Origin of the sequence: Clavibacter michiganensis subsp. insidiosus (genome assembly GCF_002240565.1) — a bacterium.
In the GTDB taxonomy this organism is placed as follows: Bacteria; Actinomycetota; Actinomycetes; order Actinomycetales; family Microbacteriaceae; genus Clavibacter; species Clavibacter insidiosus.
This window is the reverse complement of record NZ_MZMO01000001.1, coordinates 2,565,742-2,582,130: the sequence shown is the minus strand read 5'-3', so window position 1 is coordinate 2,582,130 and position 16,389 is coordinate 2,565,742. Positions and strand designations below refer to the sequence as shown.

The window sequence follows — 16,389 nt, the reverse complement described above, 5'->3', positions numbered from 1 at the left end:
GGCTCGCGAGGGTCAGACGATGTCGAGCAGGCGGTGCCCGGACGGGACGGTCTGCCCGACGTCGGCGGAGATCCCGGAGACCGTGCCCGAGGCGTGCGCCGTGAGCGGCTGCTCCATCTTCATCGCCTCGAGGACGACGAGGAGGTCGCCCTTGACGACCTGCTGCCCCTCCTCGACGGCGAGCTTGACGACGGTGGCCTGCATGGGCGAGGTGACGGATCCGCCGCCCGAGGTGTCGACGGATCCGGACTGCTTCCGGCGGGCCGGAGCAGCCGACGCGCGCTTCGACGAGGACGCGCCCGCGGCGGGCGCGAGGTCCTCGGGGAGGCTCACCTCGATGCGCTTGCCGCCGACCTCGACCACGACCGTGTGCCGGGCGGGCGCCTCGGCGGCGCCATCGAGGGCGCCGGACCAGGGCTCGATGGTGTTGTCGAACTCGGTCTCGATCCAGCGAGTGTACACGGAGAAGGGCGCGCCGTCCGCCGGGGCGAAGGCCGCGTCCCGCACGATCGCGCGGTGGAAGGGGAGCACGGTGGGCAGGCCCTGCACCTCGAACTCGTCGAGGGCGCGGCGCGAGCGCTCGAGGGCGTCCTCACGGCTGGATCCCGTGACGATGAGCTTGGCGAGCAGCGAGTCGAATGCGCCGGAGACCACGTCGCCCGCGCGGACGCCGGAGTCGACGCGGACGCCGGGGCCGCCGGGCGCCTGGAACACGTGCACGGGGCCGGGCGCGGGGAAGAAGCCCCGGCCCGGGTCCTCGCCGTTGATGCGGAACTCGAACGAGTGGCCGCGCGGCTGCGGGTCGTCGTAGTCGATGAGGCCGCCCGCGGCGATGCGGAACTGCTCGCGGACGAGGTCGATGGCCGTGACCTCCTCGGAGACCGGGTGCTCGACCTGGAGGCGCGTGTTGACCTCGAGGAAGGAGATGGTGCCGTCCTGCGCGACGAGGAACTCGCACGTGCCGGCGCCGACGTAGCCGACCTCGCGGAGGATCGCCTTCGACGCGGCGTAGAGCTGCGCGTTCTGCTCCTCGGTGAGGAACGGCGCGGGCGCCTCCTCGACGAGCTTCTGGTGGCGGCGCTGCAGCGAGCAGTCGCGGGTGGAGATCACGACGACGGTGCCGGCCGAGTCGGCGAGGCACTGGGTCTCGACGTGGCGCGGGCGGTCGAGGTACTTCTCGACGAAGCACTCGCCGCGGCCGAACGCCGCGACGGCCTCGCGCGTGGCGGACTCGAACAGCTCCGGCACCTCGTCGCGGGTGCGGGCGACCTTCAGGCCGCGGCCGCCGCCGCCGAACGCCGCCTTGATGGCGACGGGCAGGCCGTGCACGTCGACGAAGTCGAGCACCTCGTCGGCGCCGGAGACCGGGTTGAGCGTGCCCGGGGCGAGCGGGGCGCCCACGCGCTCGGCGACGTGGCGGGCCGTGGTCTTGTCGCCGAGCTGCTGGATGGCGCTCGGGGAGGGGCCGATCCAGACGAGGCCGGCGTCGATGACCTGCTGCGCGAAGTCGGCGTTCTCGGCGAGGAACCCGTAGCCCGGGTGCACGGCGTCGGCGCCGGAGCGGCGGGCGATGGAGAGGAGCTTCGCGATGACGAGGTAGGTCTCCGCGCTCGACTGCCCGTCGAGGGCGTACGCCTCGTCGGCGAGCGTCACATGCAGGGAGTCGCGGTCCTGGTCGGCGTAGACGGCGACCGATCCGATCCCCGCATCCCTCGCCGCGCGGATGATGCGGACGGCGATCTCGCCCCGGTTGGCGATGAGGACCTTGTTCACTCGCGTCATGAGACCCCAGCCTAGGGTGCGGGATGCGCCCGGCTTCGGAGGGTCCGCACAAACATGCGGGGCCGGCGGGTACGCGCGCCCACAACCGACGGCTCCCGGCACGCCCCTGGCATGATCGACGCATGACCGCACCCGGCACCGGCGACGACGACGCGCGAGCCGCCGCAGCCGACCTCCAGGAGCTGCTGCGGGCCACGGTCGTCGAGCTGCGGTCCCGTCGCGCGCCCGAGGAGGCGCTCGCCGAGGTGCGCGCCAAGCGCTCGTTCGGCCCCATCAAGCGGCAGCCGGCCATGGTGCCGGTCGGCCGGGCCTGGCGGCTCGGCGTGCTGCTCCTCTCGGCAGACGGATCCCTCCGCCGCACCGGCAGCATCACGCGCGCCGTGGAGCCCACGCGCTCCCAGGGCCTCGACTCGGGCGTCGAGGCGCGCAAGGAGGCGAGGCGCCAGGCCGTCCGCGCCTTCGAGGAGGGCGACGCGGTCGACTACGACTGGGAGCCGATCGCGCTGGACGCGGAATCGCTCGCGCGCGGATCCGGGCCGCTCAGCCTGCGCGGCCGCGAGCTCCGCGTGCAGTGGGGGCCGAACGCGCACGAGACCAGGCCCCTCGCCGCGTACCTGGCGGACCGCATCGAGGTCCTCGGGATGGGCTGATGCCCGTCGGCGCGCTCGTCGCTCAGACGAGCCGTGCCTCGACGGCGCCCTGTCGGTTCCAGAGGTCCGTCCACTCCGTGTCGAGCGCGCGGACGAGCGCGCGGAGAGTGGGGAGCGACAGGCCGACGACCGTGCTCGGGTCGCCCTGGATCCGCTCGATGAAGGCGGCGCCCAGGCTGTCGATGGTGAACGACCCGGCGACCAGCAGCGGCTCGCCCGTCGCGACGTAGGCGTCGATCTCGGCGTCGGTGATGTCGGCGCGGAAGCGGACGTCCGCGACGGCGGCGCGCCCGATCCCGCGGACGATGCGGCCGTCGGCCACCTGGATCAGCCAGTGGCCGGAGTGCAGGCGCCCCTCGCGGCCGCGCTGGGCGAGCCAGCGCTCCGTGGCGCGCGCGACCGTGTAGGGCTTGCCGTGCACGACGCCGTCGATCTCGAAGGCCGAGTCGCCGCCGAGCACGAGGCCCGTGATCGGCGCGCCGGCGACGAGCTGCCCGACGACCGCCTCGGCCTTGGCCCGCGCGAGCAGCTGCACCATGGCCTCGGGGCCGAGCGGGCCCTGGCGCGCCTCGGCGGCCGCGACCGCGGCGGGCTCGTCGACGTCGGAGGGCAGCACGACGGGCTCGACGCCGGCGGAGCGCAGCAGGGCCAGGCGGGCGGGGGACGTGGAGGCGCGTGGTCACGCCGACATGGTGGCACGCCCGCCGGACGTCCGGGCGTCCCGGGGACGTCCCGCGCGTGCGTCGGGGTCGTCGCGCGTGTGATCGTGCCGCCTCCTTGTGTGTCAGGGTTGCCGCATGGGTGAGCAGGTGGGCCGCGAGGTCGAGGTGGACGTGACCAACATGGCGCACGGAGGGGTCTCCGTGGCCCGGCACGACGGCCGGGTGATCTTCGTCTCGGACGCGATCCCCGGCGAGCGGGTGCGCGCGCGCATCACGGAGGACTCCAAGAAGTCGTTCTGGCGGGCCGACACGGTCGAGGTGCTCGACGCGTCGCCGCACCGCCGGCCGCACGTCTGGGCCGAGGCCTCCGTCGACCGCGCCCCCGAGGACCGCGTCGGCGGCGCCGAGCTCGGCCACGTCCGCCTCGCCCACCAGCGCGAGCTCAAGCGGCAGGTCGTCGTCGACTCGCTCTCCCGCATGGCGCACGTCGACCACGACGTGCAGGTCCAGGCGCTCCCCGGCGACGACGAGTCCGACGGCCTGGGCTGGCGCACGCGCGTCAGCCTGCACGTCGGCGACGACGGCGTCGTCGGCCCGTACGCCTCGCGCTCGCACCGCGTGATCCCCGTCACGTCGCTGCCGCTCGCCACCGCCGGCGTCAACGGCGCCGCGCCCTTCGGCCAGCGCTTCCCCGGCGTCGAGGGGATCGACCTCGTCGCCCCCGCCGACGGCCACGTCCGCATGCTCCTCATCGACGGCAAGGCGCAGCGCCGCGACACCATCACGGAGCGGGTCCGCGACCGCGAGTTCAAGCTGGAGGCCGGCGGCTTCTGGCAGGTGCACCGCCGGGCGGCCGAGACGCTGTACGACGCCGTGCAGTCCTCCATCGACGAGGCCCTCTTCGACCCGCGCGCCGCCAACCTCGACCTCTACGGGGGCGTGGGGCTCCTGGCCGCCGCCGTGGGCGACCGCTTCGGCGACACCACGCGGATCACGAGCGTCGAGAGCGACGAGGTCGCCACCGAGTTCGCCGGCGACAACCTGGCGGAGTGGGTGGGCGCCGCGTCCCTCACGTCGCGCGTCGACCGCTACCTGCAGAAGCTGGCGCGCGAGGCGAGCCCCGCCGAGCGGCGCCGCCTCCAGGGCGCGACCGTCGTGCTCGACCCGCCGCGCGCGGGCGCGAAGAAGCCCGTCGTCGACGCGCTCGCGGAGCTGCACCCGGCGCAGGTCGTCTACGTGGCGTGCGATCCCGTCGCCCTGGCCCGCGACGTGGCGCTCTTCGCCGAGCGCGGCTACGAGCTCCGCTCGGTGCGCTCGTTCGACCTCTTCCCGCACACCCACCACGTCGAGAGCGTGGCCGTGCTGGTGCCCGCCGCCTCCTGACCTGCGGCATCCGCCGCCGAGGGGACGCGGCAGCCGGGCGATACAGTGGGCGAGGAGGCAGTCGGAGAGCGACGGCGCCACGCGACGAGGGGGACCCGGATGACCGAGACAACGCAGGGATCCGATCCGGTGGCGGAGAGCCTCCCGCCCGTCCGCGTCGCCGTCGTCGACGACCACGAGTCGGTGCGGCTCGGCCTCAAGGCCGCGTGCCTCGACGCCGGGTACGAGTTCATCCTCGCCGCCGCGAACGCCCGCGAGCTCGTCGAGGGCCTGGTGGGCCGGGAGTGCGACGTGGTCGTCCTCGACCTCTCCCTGGGGGACGGCTCCTCCGTCACCGACAACGTCAAGGCCGCGCAGGGCACGGGCGCCGCGGTGCTCGTCCACAGCATCGCCGACCGCGTCGCGAGCGTCCGCGAGGCGCTCGCCGCGGGGGCGGCGGGCGTGATCCCCAAGTCGTCGGCCACGCAGACCGTGATGGCGGCCGTCGCCACCGTCGCCCGCGGCGACGTGCTCAACAACCTCGAGTGGGCCACCGCGATCGACGCCGACCGCGACTTCGCGAAGGCCCAGCTCGGCCGTCGCGAGCGCGACGTGCTGCACCTGTACGCCTCCGGCCTGCCGCTCAAGCTCGTCGCGCAGCAGCTGGGCATCGCGAACAGCACGGCGCGCGAGTACCTCGACCGGATCCGCGTGAAGTACGTCGAGGTCGGCCGCCCCGCTCCCACCAAGGTCGACCTGCTCCGCCGCGCCGTGGAGGACGGCATCCTCCCGGGACTGGACCAGGACGGCGGCGATGGCCGCTAGGCCTCCGGCCAGCGCGCCGCCCTCCGCGGCTCCCGTGACGCGCGCCCTCGCCGGCGCCCCGCCGCGGACCCCCGACAACCCCATCAGCCTCGCCCGCATCGAGACGATCCTCGGTCGCGGCGCCGGCGCCTTCGGGCTCCTCTTCGCCCTGCAGTCGCTGCAGGTCATCAGCGGGCAGCTGGACGCGATGCGCCCGGCCTGGAGCATCGCCTTCCTCATCGTGTTCTTCGGCAGCCTCGTCTGGACGTGCGTCGCCGGCGTGATCCGCCGCGGGGTCGTGCCCGCGCACGCCACCGTCGCCCTGGTCTTCGTCCTCGCGCTCGCGACCTGGCCGTTCGCGATCGTCCCCGAGGCCCTCGCGACCGTCCCGCAGCCGTTCCTCTACCAGGAGCTCACGGTCGCGACGACGTGCGCGGCGATGGCCTTCCGCCTCTGGATCGCCGTGATCTACACCGGCGCGGTGCCGCTCGGGCTCGGCTTCCTCGAGGTGGTGCTCCGCCACGGCGTCATCACGCCGCTCGACTCGTTCCTGCAGGTCCTCTACTCGATCATCCTCGGCGGGTCGGTCCTCATGATCGTCACGGTGCTCCGCCAGGCGGCCCTCGGCGTCGACTGGGCGCAGGGCACGGCGCTGACGCGCTACTCGCACGCGGTGCGGCAGCACGCCACGGAGGTGGAGCGCGTGCAGGTCGACGCGATCGTGCACGACAGCGTCCTCACGACCCTGCTCTCGGCGGCCCGCACCGTGGATCCGGCCGCCCGCACGCTCGCCGCCACGATGGCCGCCAACGCGATGGGGCACCTGGCCGCGGCCGAGCAGGGCACCGACGACGACGCCTCGGTGCCCCTGCGCGCCGTCGCGAAGCGCATCGTCGACGCCGCCTCCGCGCTCTCCGCGCCGTTCGTCCTCGAGACGCGCGACCTCGGCGCGCGCACGGTCCCGGTGGCCACCGCCGAGGCCATCTACTCCGCGGCGGTGCAGGCGATGATGAACAGCCTCCAGCACGCCGGCACCTCGGCCGAGACCATCACGCGCATGCTCGTCATCTCGGGCCACGGCGACGAGGGGGTCGCGATCGACGTGGTCGACGACGGCGCCGGCTTCGACCAGCGCCGCATCCCCACCGAGCGCCTCGGGCTCCGCGTCTCCATCAAGGAGCGCGTCGCGCAGGCCGGCGGGCTCGTGACCATCGAGTCGGCACCGGGGGAGGGCACGGCCGTGCGGATCCGCTGGCCCGCCCCGGACGACGCCGCCGCGCCCGAGGTCCCCTTCCTCCCCGGGGACCCCGACGCGCCCCCGCCGGACCGGCAGGACCGCGAGAGGGGCGACCGGTGATCGTCGTCCCGCGCTCGATCGTGCTCGGCCTCGCCGCCCTCTTCTCGGCGTACCACGTGGTGCTCGCGCTCGTCGCGATCTCCGCCCCCGCGGATCCGGCCGTCACGCTCGTCGCCGTCGCGCTCTACCTCGTCGCCACGCTCATGAGCCTCTGGCCGACGAGCCCGACGGTCATGCCCGTGTGGCTCGCGTCGTTCAACCTCGCCGTGGCGACGGTCGTGCCCGTCCTGGTGACGAGCCAGCTCGCGCCCGGCCCCCTCGTGCCCTTCACCACGTGGCACGTCGCCGCCGTCGGGACGCTGATGACCATCACGTCCGCCCGCCGTCGCCAGGGCTTCGCCTGGTCGGGCATCGTCATCCTGGCGGTCCAGACGGTGCTCTGGGGCGGGCCGGCGGGTCTCGTCGCCTACGGCGTCACCGGCAGCGCGCTGTGGGTCGCCGTCTCGCACGTCCTCGCGCACGCGCTCGCCAAGGCCGCGCGCGACGCCCGGCAGTTCCACCGCGCCGAGCGCGAGGCGGCGGACTGGCAGGCCGCGCAGGAGGCGCACCTCTACGAGCGGCAGTTCCGGCTCCGCCAGACGAGCCGCATGGCGGTCCCCATGCTCCGGCGCATCGTGGAGACGGGCGGCGACCTCTCCCCGGAGGAGCGGCAGGAGTGCCTCTACCTCGAGGGCGCGATCCGCGACGAGATCCGCGGGCGCACGCTCCTCAACGACGCCGTCCGCGAGCAGGTCATGCTCGCCCGCCGGCGCGGGACGGTCGTCACGCTCCTCGACGAGGGCGGCATCGACGACCTCGACGACGCCACGCGCGACGTCGTGCTCGACCGGTTGGCCGCGGCCGTGCGGGACACGCGGGCGGACAAGATCATCGCCCGGACGGTGCCCGAGGGATCCGACACGGCGATCACCGTCGTCGGCCTCAGCGTCGCGGGCGACGGCAGCGCGAGCCTCCTGGGCAGCGACGACCTGGACGACGAGGTCGACCTGTGGTTGGAGATCCCGCGCCCGCGCACGTGAGGCACCGCCGGCGCTGATGCTGAGAGGCGCGGGGGCCGGTGCCTGCACCGACCGCCCCCGCGCCTCTCCGGTCATCCCGACGACCCGAGCATCGGGATGATCCGCCCCCTGGCGTCGTCTGCTCACCACAGATCGACGACGCCGTGTTGGCTGACCCGCGATGCGGGCCCCCCAGCACGACGAGTCTCACGGAACGAGAGGGACGCGCCAAGTCGTCATTTGCGAGGACACGGTCGGGGACGGGCGCGCCCGCGGGACGCCGCGGACCGGGTCAGCCGGAGAAGCCGCGCCAGCGACCGGGACCCGGCACGAGCGTGCCGCGGACGCCGCGCTGCGAGCGCTGCCACGCGTCCGGCGCGCGGCGCGCGGGCTGCTCGGCGGCGGGCTGGGCCGCCAGCGCCGCGATGACCGCCGTGGCGGCGGCGAGCTCCTCCTCGGTGGGGGAGCCGCCGAGGACGCGGAAGCCGCCGAGCGCGGCGTCCGCCGATCCGCGGGCGTCGCTCACAGCGGGATGTTCCCGTGCTTCTTCGGCGGCAGGCTCGCGCGCTTGGTGCGCAGCGCCCGCAGGGCCTTGACGACCGACGCGCGCGTGGCGGCCGGCTGGATGACGTTGTCGAGCTCGCCGCGCTCCGCCGCGAGGAACGGGCTCGCGACGTTGTACGTGTACTCGTTGGCGAGCCTCGTGCGCACCGCCGCGACGTCCTCGCCGGCCTGCTCGGCGCCCTTGATCTCGCCGCGGTAGAGGATGTTGACGGCGCCCTGGCCGCCCATCACCGCGATCTCGGCCGTGGGCCACGCGAGGTTGATGTCGGCGCCCAGCTGCTTGGATCCCATCACGATGTACGCGCCGCCGTAGGCCTTCCGCGTGATGACCGTGACGAGCGGCACGGTCGCCTCGGCGTACGCGTACAGGAGCTTCGCGCCGCGGCGGATGACGCCCGTCCACTCCTGCTCGGTGCCGGGCAGGTACCCGGGCACGTCGACGAGCGTGAGGATCGGGATGGAGAACGCGTCGCAGAACCGCACGAAGCGGCTGGCCTTCTCGCCCGCCTCGATGTTGAGCGTGCCCGCCATCGCGTTCGGCTGGTTGGCGACGATGCCGACCGAGCGGCCCTCGACGCGCGCGAACCCGACGATGATGTTCGGCGCGAACAGCGGCTGGGTCTCCAGGAACTCGCCGTCGTCGACGATGCGCTCGATGACCGTCTTCATGTCGTACGGCTGGTTCGGGCTGTCCGGGATGACCGTGTCGAGCTCGTGGTCGCGCGCCGTCATCTCGAGGTCCACCGTCCGGGGGAACTCCGGCAGCTCGGCCAGGTTGTTGTCCGGCAGGAAGCCGAGCAGCGTGCGCGCGTAGTCCAGCGCGTCGTCCTCGTCGCTCGCGAGGTAGTGCGCGACGCCCGAGACCTTGTTGTGGGTGAGGGCGCCGCCGAGCTCCTCGAAGCCGACCTCCTCGCCCGTGACGGTCTTGATCACGTCGGGGCCGGTGACGAACATGTGGCTGGTCTTGTCGACCATGATCACGAAGTCGGTGAGCGCGGGGGAGTAGACGGCCCCGCCCGCGGCCGGGCCCATGATGAGCGAGATCTGCGGGATGACGCCCGACGCGCGCGTGTTGAGGCGGAAGATCTCGCCGTACTTGCCGAGCGCGACCACGCCCTCCTGGATGCGGGCGCCGCCCGAGTCGAGGATGCCGATGATGGGGACGCCCGTCTTGATGGCGAGCTCCATGACCTTGATGATCTTCTCGCCCGCGACCTCGCCGAGGGATCCGCCGAAGATCGTGAAGTCCTGCGAGTACACGGCGACCTGGCGGCCGTTGATGGCGCCCGTGCCCGTGACGACGGAGTCGCCGTAGGGCCGCTTCGCGTCCATGCCGAACGCGTGGGTGCGGTGGCGGACGAACTCGTCGAGCTCGACGAACGACCCGTGGTCGAGCAGCTGGTCGATGCGCTCGCGGGCGGTCATCTTGCCGCGCGCGTGCTGCTTCTCGATGGCGGCCTCGCCGCTCGCGGTGACGGCCTCGTGGTAGCGCCTCTTCAGGTCGGCGAGCTTGCCTGCGGTCGTGTACATGTCCGGGGCGCCGGCGTCCTCGTCTGGCTCGTGTGCAGTCACCCGCCTCACTGTACCGGCGGGTGCGTGCCCCGCTCTTGTGGACCACGCACAGAAGACGGCGCGTCCGGGGTGCGGTGTCCTCCTGATCCGCTCGGTACGGTGACGGCATGGACCTCCCGCTCAGCCGCCTCGCCGCCCCGCGCCTCCTCGCCCTGGACCGCGCGGGATCCACCAACGACGAGCTGTCCCGGCGGGCGTCCGCGGATCCCGCCGGGTGGCCCGACGGATCCGTCGTGCTCACCCTCGACCAGACGGCGGGACGCGGCCGTCGCGGCCGCGTCTGGGTGGCGCCGCCCGGGCGCACCCTCGCGGTGAGCGTGCTCTGCGTCCCCGGGCGCGCGGACCTCGACCCCGGGTGGCTGCCCCTCGTGGCCGGGCTCGCGCTCGTCGCGACCCTGCGTGACGTCGTGCCGGCGCCCGCCGAGGTGACGCTCAAGTGGCCGAACGACGTGCACGTGGACGGGCGGAAGGTGTCGGGGATCCTCGGCGAGCTCGTCGCGCCCGGCCGCATGCTGGTGGGCACGGGCCTCAACCTCACGCTCGAGGAGGCCGAGCTGCCGACGCCCACCTCGACGTCGGTGCGGCTGGCCGGCGTGCCGGATCCGGACGTGGACGCCGTCCTGGCCGCCTACCTCCGGGCGTTCCGCGCCCGGTACCTGGCCTGGGTGGAGGCCGACGGCGACGCGCGCGCCGCGGGGCTCGTCGACGAGCTGGCCCGCACGTGCGCCACCATCGGCCGCGACGTCCGCGTCGAGCTGCCGGGCGGCGGCGAGCTCCTCGGGCGCGCCACCGGGGTCGACGACGACGGGCGGCTCACCGTGGAGTCCGCCGGGGATCCGGCCGTGACGTCTGTCGCCGCCGGGGACGTGACGCATCTGCGGTATCAATGAGGCATGGCGCACACGGGTGACACAGAGCGGTACGCACCCGGAGAGGGCGGGCGGGCGCTCCCCGTCCGCGGCGGCCGCCGGGCCCGCCGCAAGGCCGAGAAGGAGGAGCGCCGTCGCGTCGCCGAGGACGGCGCCGGTCGCCTGACCTCGTCGCACGACGTGGATCCGCGCCTCGGCCGACCCGCCGCCCCGCCCGCCGCGCCGACCACGCAGGTCGCGGCCGCGGATCCCGAGCGCGTCCTCGTCCGCCTCCGGCCGCACGGCCGCGCGCTGACCCTTCCGGTGCTGCTGCTCCTCGCGATCTGCCTCACGGGCGGGTACTTCGGCGGCTGGTTCCCGGAGCCGTGGGAGAACGCGCTGCTCCTCGTGTCGCTCGCCGGCGTCGCGGTCTTCGTCACGCTGCTGCCCGTGCTGGTCTGGCTGAACCGCCGCTACACGGTGACGACGCGGCGCCTCATCGTCTCGCACGGGTTCTTCGTGCGCACCCGGCAGGAGCTGCTGCACTCGCGCGGGTACGACGTCACCCTCCGCCGCGGCCCCCTGCAGCACCTGCACCGCAGCGGCCACGTCACGATCAACGCCGGCCTCGAGTCGCCCGTCGTGCTCCGGGACGTGCCCTCCGCGGTGCTCGTCGTCCAGGCGCTGCAGGACCTCATGGAGGAGAACGCGAACATGGTGGCCGAGCGGCGCCGCCAGGAGGAGTCGCGCCGCGGCCGGCCGGGCGACCCGTCCTGGCGGCAGCAGGACGAGGCCCGCTCCGTGTGGCCGGACGACACGCAGCCCTGGCAGCGCGGCTGACCGGTCCCGCGTCGGCGCCCGGCCCCGCGTCGGCGGGAGCTAGGAGACCGCGACCCGGTCGGCGTCCTCGGTGCGCGCGGCCGCCTGCGGTGCGGCGTGGCGACGGGCGGGGGAGTAGACCCACTGGCGGTAGAGCACGAAGCGCACCGCGGATCCGAGCCCCAGGCCGATGACGTTGGCCGAGACGTTGTCCGCGAGCGGCGACGTGTACCCGAGCACGTAGTGCGAGACGTACAGGCACGCGAGCCCGATGACCATGCCGAGGAGGCTCACCGCCAGGAACTCGAGCGCCTCCCGGCCGCGGCGGGTGGTGCGCTGCTTGCCGAAGGTCCAGTAGCGGTTGCCCACCCAGTTGACGGCGATGGCGACCACGGTCGAGGCGACCTTGGCGAGCAGCGGGCCGGCCTCGACGGCGTCGGGGTGGAAGACCGTGGCGCGCAGCAGGTTGAAGACCGCGAGGTCCACCAGGAAGCCCGCGCCGCCGACGACGCCGAACTGCGCGATCTGGACGCCGAGCGACGCGAGGGAGCGACGGGGGGACATGGGCGGGGTCCGTCCTGGATGGGGGAGGATGGCGGGTGGCGTGACGGACGATGATACCGGCTGGTCCCGCCCACCGACCGTCCCCAGGCCGCCCGCGGGCGCCTGCGGGCCCACCCACCTGTACGAGGAGGACACCATGACGCCCACCGTCGGAGTCGTCGGAGGCGGCCAGCTCGCCCGGATGATGATCGCGCCCGCCGTGGAGCTCGGCATCGGGATCCGCGTGCTCGCCGAGGCCGACGGGATGTCCGCGGGGCTCGCCGCCACGGCCGTCGGGGACTACCGCGACCTCGAGGTCGTCCGCGCCTTCGCCCGCGACGTCGACGTGATCACGTTCGACCACGAGCACGTGCCGCAGCACGTCCTCCGCGCGCTCGTCGCCGAGGGCGTCGCGGTGCACCCCGGCCCGGACGCCCTGCTCGTCGCCCAGGACAAGCTGCTCATGCGCGAGCGCCTCGAGCAGCTGGGCGTCCCGGTGCCGATCTGGGCGCGCGTCGCCGACCGGCAGGCGCTCGCCGCGTTCCTCGCCGACAACGGCGGCGTCGCGGTCGTGAAGACGCCGCGCGGCGGCTACGACGGCAAGGGCGTGCGGGTGGTGCGCGCAGCCGACGAGGCCGACGACTGGTTCGCCGCGCTCGGCGCCGGGGACGCGCTGCTGGCCGAGGAGCTCGTCGACTACGCCCGCGAGCTCGCGCAGTCCGTCGCGCGCCGCCCCTCGGGCGACATCGCGGCCTGGCCCGTCGTCGAGTCGATCCAGCGCGACGGCGTGTGCGCGGAGGTCATCGCGCCGGCGCACGGCGCGAGCTCCCGCCTGCGCGAGGCGGCGGAGGAGATGGCGCGCGGGATCGCCGAGGGGCTCGGCGTCACGGGCGTCCTCGCGGTCGAGCTGTTCGAGACCGTCGACGGGCGCCTCCTCGTCAACGAGCTGGCGATGCGCCCGCACAACACCGGGCACTGGTCGATGGACGGCGCGGTCACGGGCCAGTTCGAGCAGCACCTGCGCGCGGTGCTCGACCTGCCGCTCGGATCCACCCGGCCGCTCGCGCCGTGGTCGGTCATGATCAACGTGCTCGGCGGCCCGGAGTCCGGCACCGTCGCGGACCGCTACCCGCGGGCGCTCGCCGACCAGCCGGACGCGCGCTTCCACTTCTACGGCAAGGACCCGCGACCCGGCCGCAAGGTCGGGCACGTCACGGTGGTGGGCGACGACCTGGACGAGACCGCGTACCGGGCGCGCGCGGCGGCGACGTTCTTCCGGGGCTGACCGCGCGCGGGCGGGCTGCGTGGCGTGGCGGTCCCGCAGGATCCGCCACCTAGCATGGAGCCCGTGAATCCCGACACCCCTGCACGCGTCGGCCTGGTCATGGGCTCCGACTCCGACTGGAACGTGATGGAGAAGGCGTCCCTCGCGCTCGACGCCCTCGGCATCGCCCACGAGGTCGAGGTGCTCTCCGCGCACCGCACGCCCGAGCGCATGATCGCCTACGGGCAGACGGCGCGCGAGCGGGGGATCCGCGTCATCGTCGCGGGTGCAGGCGGCGCCGCGCACCTGCCGGGCATGATCGCGTCCGTCACCACGCTGCCCGTCATCGGCGTGCCCGTGCCCCTCGCGACCCTCGACGGCATGGACTCCCTGCTGTCGATCGTGCAGATGCCCGCGGGCGTGCCCGTGGCCACCGTCTCCATCGGCGGGGCGGAGAACGCGGGGCTGCTCGCCGCGCGCATCCTCTCCACCTCGGACGAGCGCATCGCGGGCGCCCTCGCCCGCCACCGCGCCGAGCTCGCCGAGCTCGTGGAGCGGAAGAACGCCGCGCTGCAGCAGAAGGTCTCGTCGCGGACGTGAGCCTCACCCAGCCCATCCGGCACCCGGATACCCGGTCCCCGCGCATCATGACCACCCGGGCCTGGTGGCTCGTGGTGCTGAACGTCCTCATCCCCGGGAGCGCCCAGGTCCTCGCCGGGAACCGCCGCCTCGGCCGCATCGGCCTTGCCTCCACGCTGGTCGTGTGGGCGCTCGTCGTCGTCGTCGGCGGACTCGCGCTGTTCGCCCGCGGCGCGCTCATCCAGATCGTGTCGCAGGAGTGGCTGCTCCTCGCCGCGCAGGTGCTGCTGGCGGCCTACGCCGTGCTGTGGGTGGTGCTCGCGCTCGACACCCTGCGGCTCGCGCGCATCGTCCGCGTCGCTCCCCGGGCCCGCCCGGTCATCGCCGCGCTGTCGGTGCTGCTCCTGGTCGGCACGGCGGGATCCGCGGGCTACGCCGCCTACATCGTCGGCGTCGGCCGCGGCGCCCTCGGCGGGATCTTCGGCGACTACGCCACCGAGGCCCCGGTCGACGGGCGGTACAACATCATGCTGCTGGGCGGCGACGCGGGCAGCGACCGGGCCGGCCTGCGCCCCGACAGCATCACCGTGGTCAGCATCGACGCCGACACCGGGCGCGCGACCATGGTGGGCCTCCCGCGCGACATGGAGAAGGTCCCGTTCTCCGACGGCTCGCCCCTGAAGGAGCGCTACCCGAACGGCTACCAGCGCTGCGACGTCGACGCCTGCATGCTCAACTCGATCTACACCGAGGTCGAGGTCTACAAGCAGGACCTCTACCCCGACGCGAAGGCGAAGGGCAGCCTCCCCGGCATCGAGGCGATGCGCGAGGCCGTGCAGGGCGTCACGGGGCTCACGATCCAGTACTACGCGCTCATCGACATGCAGGGCTTCTCCGAGATGGTGGACGCGCTCGGCGGCATCGACATCGACGTCCAGCGCCGCATCGGCATGGGATCCGGGCACGACGACAAGTTCCGCCCGGTGCCCATCCCCGAGTGGATCGAGCCGGGTCAGCATAAGCTCGACGGCTACCACGCGCTCTGGTACGCGCGCTCCCGCTACCAGACCACCGACTACGACCGCATGTCGCGCCAGCGCGAGGTGCAGCAGGCGGTGCTGAAGCAGTTCGACCCGGCCAACGTGCTCACCAAGTTCGACGCGATCGCCCAGGCCGGCCAGCAGGTGGTCAAGACCGACATCCCGCGCGGCATGCTCGGCTACTTCACGCAGCTCGCGCTGAAGACGAAGGACCAGCCCATCGACGACCTGGAGATCGTGCCGCCGAGGTTCGACTCGCAGAAGCCCGACTTCCCGGCCATCCGCGAGGCGATCCAGCAGCAGTTCGCGAACGGCTCCGCGGGCTGATCCCCGGGGCGGGGCGGCGCCTACAGGTCGGCGTGCAGCTGCCAGACTTTCTCGGCCGAGTCGCGCCAGCTGAAGGCCCGGGCGCGGTCCTGGCCGACGACAGCGAGGCGCTCGCGTGCGGCCGTGTCGGACAGCAGGCCGCCGATGGCCTCGGCGAGGCGCAGCGGGTAGCCGGCGGCGTCCTCGCGTGGCACCACCACGCCCGCGTCCGCCGCGACCTCGAGGAGGGCCGGCGCGTCCGAGTGCACGACGGGCGTGCCGAACGACAGCGCCTCCACGACCGGGAGGCCGAAGCCCTCCGAGAGGCTCGGGTGCACGAAGACCGTGGCGCGGTCGAGGGCGACGGCCAGGTCGGCGTCCGTGAGGGATCCGAGGCTCCGCACGCGCGACGGGTCGACGCCCGCCTCGTCGGCGACCTGCGCGAGCTCGACGTCGCCCCATGTGGCGGGGCCGACGATGAGGAGCGGCAGGTCGCCGGTCTCGGGACGGGCCAGCGCCTCCACGAGCGCCTGGACGCCCTTGCGCGGCTCGAGGCTCCCGACGGTGAGCAGGTAGTCGGCGGGCAGGTCGAGCTCCGCGGCACGGGCGGCGCGATCCTCGGGCAGGGCGATGCGCGGGCTGACGGCCCCGCCGATCACCCGCACCCGGTCGCCCAGGTCGACGTAGCGCGCCAGCTCCTCGGCCAGCGCGTGCGAGGGCACCACGACGGCGTCGGCGTGCTTGCGCGCGCGCTTGGCCATGGCCTTCGTCCAGGAGACGGATGCGCTCGTCATGCTCTCGGGGTGCGTCCACGCGTTGACGTCGTGGATGGTGGCGACGATCTGGTCGTTCGTGTTCACGCGGTCGTGGCGGCGCAGCGGCGCGAGGAGGCCGGGCGCGTGGACCATGCCGGTCGTGCCGGGCGTCGGGAGGCCCAGCTGCCAGGCACGGGAGAGCTCGCGGCGGGGGAGCGGGACGCGCGTGATGCGCGCGAGGCCGGGCAAGCGCGCCTCGAGGTCGGCCGTCTGCTCGGGCGTGATCGCGGAGACGACCCCCTCGACCTCGCACCCGCTGGGCGTCGCGGCGACGATCGCGCTCGTCAGGTCCTCGGCGTAGCGGCCGATGCCGCCGGGCGTCGGGCCGGTCAGCTGGTCGATGATCACGCGCAGCGTGGTGGTCACGGTCCTCCATCGCGCGGGTGTCGGGTCGGCCCGCGGGAGGACCATCGTACCGGCGCGG

Annotated in this window: 15 protein-coding genes and 1 pseudogene; 10 read left to right on the top strand and 6 right to left on the bottom strand. The window is 74.1% G+C overall.

All coding sequences use genetic code 11. From position 1 onward, the window contains the following. Positions 1–12: 12 nt before the first annotated feature. Complete coding sequence (locus B5P21_RS12475) at positions 13–1,782, bottom strand: acetyl/propionyl/methylcrotonyl-CoA carboxylase subunit alpha (protein WP_045526984.1); 1,770 nt, start codon at positions 1,780–1,782, stop codon at positions 13–15. A gap of 122 nt (positions 1,783–1,904) precedes the next feature. Between B5P21_RS12475 and B5P21_RS12470 the strand changes: the two genes are divergently transcribed. Continuing rightward, entirely contained in the window at positions 1,905–2,432 is a 528-nt protein-coding gene (locus tag B5P21_RS12470) for a hypothetical protein (RefSeq protein WP_045526985.1), read from the top strand. Between the two features lie 22 nt (positions 2,433–2,454). Here B5P21_RS12470 and B5P21_RS12465 read toward each other — a convergent pair. Further along, a pseudogene (locus B5P21_RS12465) lies at positions 2,455–3,105 on the bottom strand (Maf family protein); the annotation flags it as partial. A gap of 124 nt (positions 3,106–3,229) precedes the next feature. Here B5P21_RS12465 and B5P21_RS12460 point away from each other — a divergent pair. The 4 genes from B5P21_RS12460 (at position 3,230) to B5P21_RS12445 (ending at position 7,636) form a co-directional block, all read left to right on the top strand. Next, positions 3,230–4,477, top strand: a complete 1,248-nt coding sequence (locus tag B5P21_RS12460) for a class I SAM-dependent RNA methyltransferase (RefSeq protein ID WP_094171216.1) — start codon at positions 3,230–3,232, stop codon at positions 4,475–4,477. A 99-nt stretch (positions 4,478–4,576) separates the two neighbouring features. Then, positions 4,577–5,281: a response regulator transcription factor gene (locus B5P21_RS12455; protein ID WP_045526992.1), complete on the top strand. Its 705-nt coding sequence runs from the start codon at positions 4,577–4,579 to the stop codon at positions 5,279–5,281. 34 nt (positions 5,282–5,315) lie between these two features. Continuing rightward, positions 5,316–6,617, top strand: coding sequence for a sensor histidine kinase (locus tag B5P21_RS12450; protein ID WP_246865286.1), 1,302 nt, complete (start codon positions 5,316–5,318; stop codon positions 6,615–6,617). Then, on the top strand, positions 6,614–7,636 hold the full coding sequence (locus B5P21_RS12445; protein ID WP_045526996.1) for a hypothetical protein: 1,023 nt from the start codon (positions 6,614–6,616) through the stop codon (positions 7,634–7,636). Before B5P21_RS12450 ends, B5P21_RS12445 begins: the two co-directional genes overlap by 4 nt. Positions 7,637–7,907: 271 nt before the next feature. On the opposite strand, the gene B5P21_RS12440 is transcribed toward B5P21_RS12445, so the two are convergent. Next, a complete protein-coding gene (locus B5P21_RS12440; RefSeq protein WP_045526997.1) occupies positions 7,908–8,141 on the bottom strand; it encodes an acyl-CoA carboxylase subunit epsilon in 234 nt (77 codons plus the stop codon). Beyond that, entirely contained in the window at positions 8,138–9,709 is a 1,572-nt protein-coding gene (locus tag B5P21_RS12435) for an acyl-CoA carboxylase subunit beta (RefSeq protein ID WP_045526998.1), read from the bottom strand. Before B5P21_RS12435 ends, B5P21_RS12440 begins: the two co-directional genes overlap by 4 nt. A gap of 149 nt (positions 9,710–9,858) precedes the next feature. Here B5P21_RS12435 and B5P21_RS12430 point away from each other — a divergent pair, with 149 nt between their 5' ends. Together B5P21_RS12430 and B5P21_RS12425 are read left to right on the top strand one after the other, a co-directional pair. Then, positions 9,859–10,641 carry a biotin--[acetyl-CoA-carboxylase] ligase gene (locus tag B5P21_RS12430; RefSeq protein ID WP_094171214.1) on the top strand — a complete coding sequence of 261 codons (783 nt, stop codon included), beginning with the start codon at positions 9,859–9,861 and terminating at the stop codon, positions 10,639–10,641. Between the two features lie 3 nt (positions 10,642–10,644). After that, positions 10,645–11,439 (top strand): PH domain-containing protein, encoded by a 795-nt coding sequence (locus B5P21_RS12425; RefSeq protein ID WP_045527002.1) that lies wholly within the window; start codon positions 10,645–10,647, stop codon positions 11,437–11,439. Between the two features lie 39 nt (positions 11,440–11,478). Here the strand turns inward: B5P21_RS12425 and B5P21_RS12420 are convergent, their stop codons facing one another. After that, positions 11,479–11,982 carry a GtrA family protein gene (locus B5P21_RS12420; RefSeq protein ID WP_045527004.1) on the bottom strand — a complete coding sequence of 168 codons (504 nt, stop codon included), beginning with the start codon at positions 11,980–11,982 and terminating at the stop codon, positions 11,479–11,481. A gap of 136 nt (positions 11,983–12,118) precedes the next feature. Here B5P21_RS12420 and B5P21_RS12415 point away from each other — a divergent pair, with 136 nt between their 5' ends. Genes B5P21_RS12415 through B5P21_RS12405 form a run of 3 tightly spaced genes read left to right on the top strand, consistent with a single transcriptional unit; the run spans position 12,119 to position 15,171 of the window. Next, positions 12,119–13,246 (top strand): 5-(carboxyamino)imidazole ribonucleotide synthase, encoded by a 1,128-nt coding sequence (locus tag B5P21_RS12415; RefSeq protein WP_045527005.1) that lies wholly within the window; start codon positions 12,119–12,121, stop codon positions 13,244–13,246. Positions 13,247–13,300: 54 nt separating this feature from the next. After that, positions 13,301–13,825 carry a 5-(carboxyamino)imidazole ribonucleotide mutase gene (purE, locus tag B5P21_RS12410; protein WP_045527006.1) on the top strand — a complete coding sequence of 175 codons (525 nt, stop codon included), beginning with the start codon at positions 13,301–13,303 and terminating at the stop codon, positions 13,823–13,825. Further along, positions 13,822–15,171: an LCP family protein gene (locus B5P21_RS12405; protein ID WP_094171213.1), complete on the top strand. Its 1,350-nt coding sequence runs from the start codon at positions 13,822–13,824 to the stop codon at positions 15,169–15,171. The genes purE and B5P21_RS12405 overlap by 4 nt, the downstream gene beginning before the upstream one ends. A gap of 20 nt (positions 15,172–15,191) precedes the next feature. On the opposite strand, the gene B5P21_RS12400 is transcribed toward B5P21_RS12405, so the two are convergent. Next, positions 15,192–16,331: a glycosyltransferase family 4 protein gene (locus tag B5P21_RS12400; protein ID WP_080939282.1), complete on the bottom strand. Its 1,140-nt coding sequence runs from the start codon at positions 16,329–16,331 to the stop codon at positions 15,192–15,194. Between the last annotated feature and the right edge of the window lie 58 nt (positions 16,332–16,389).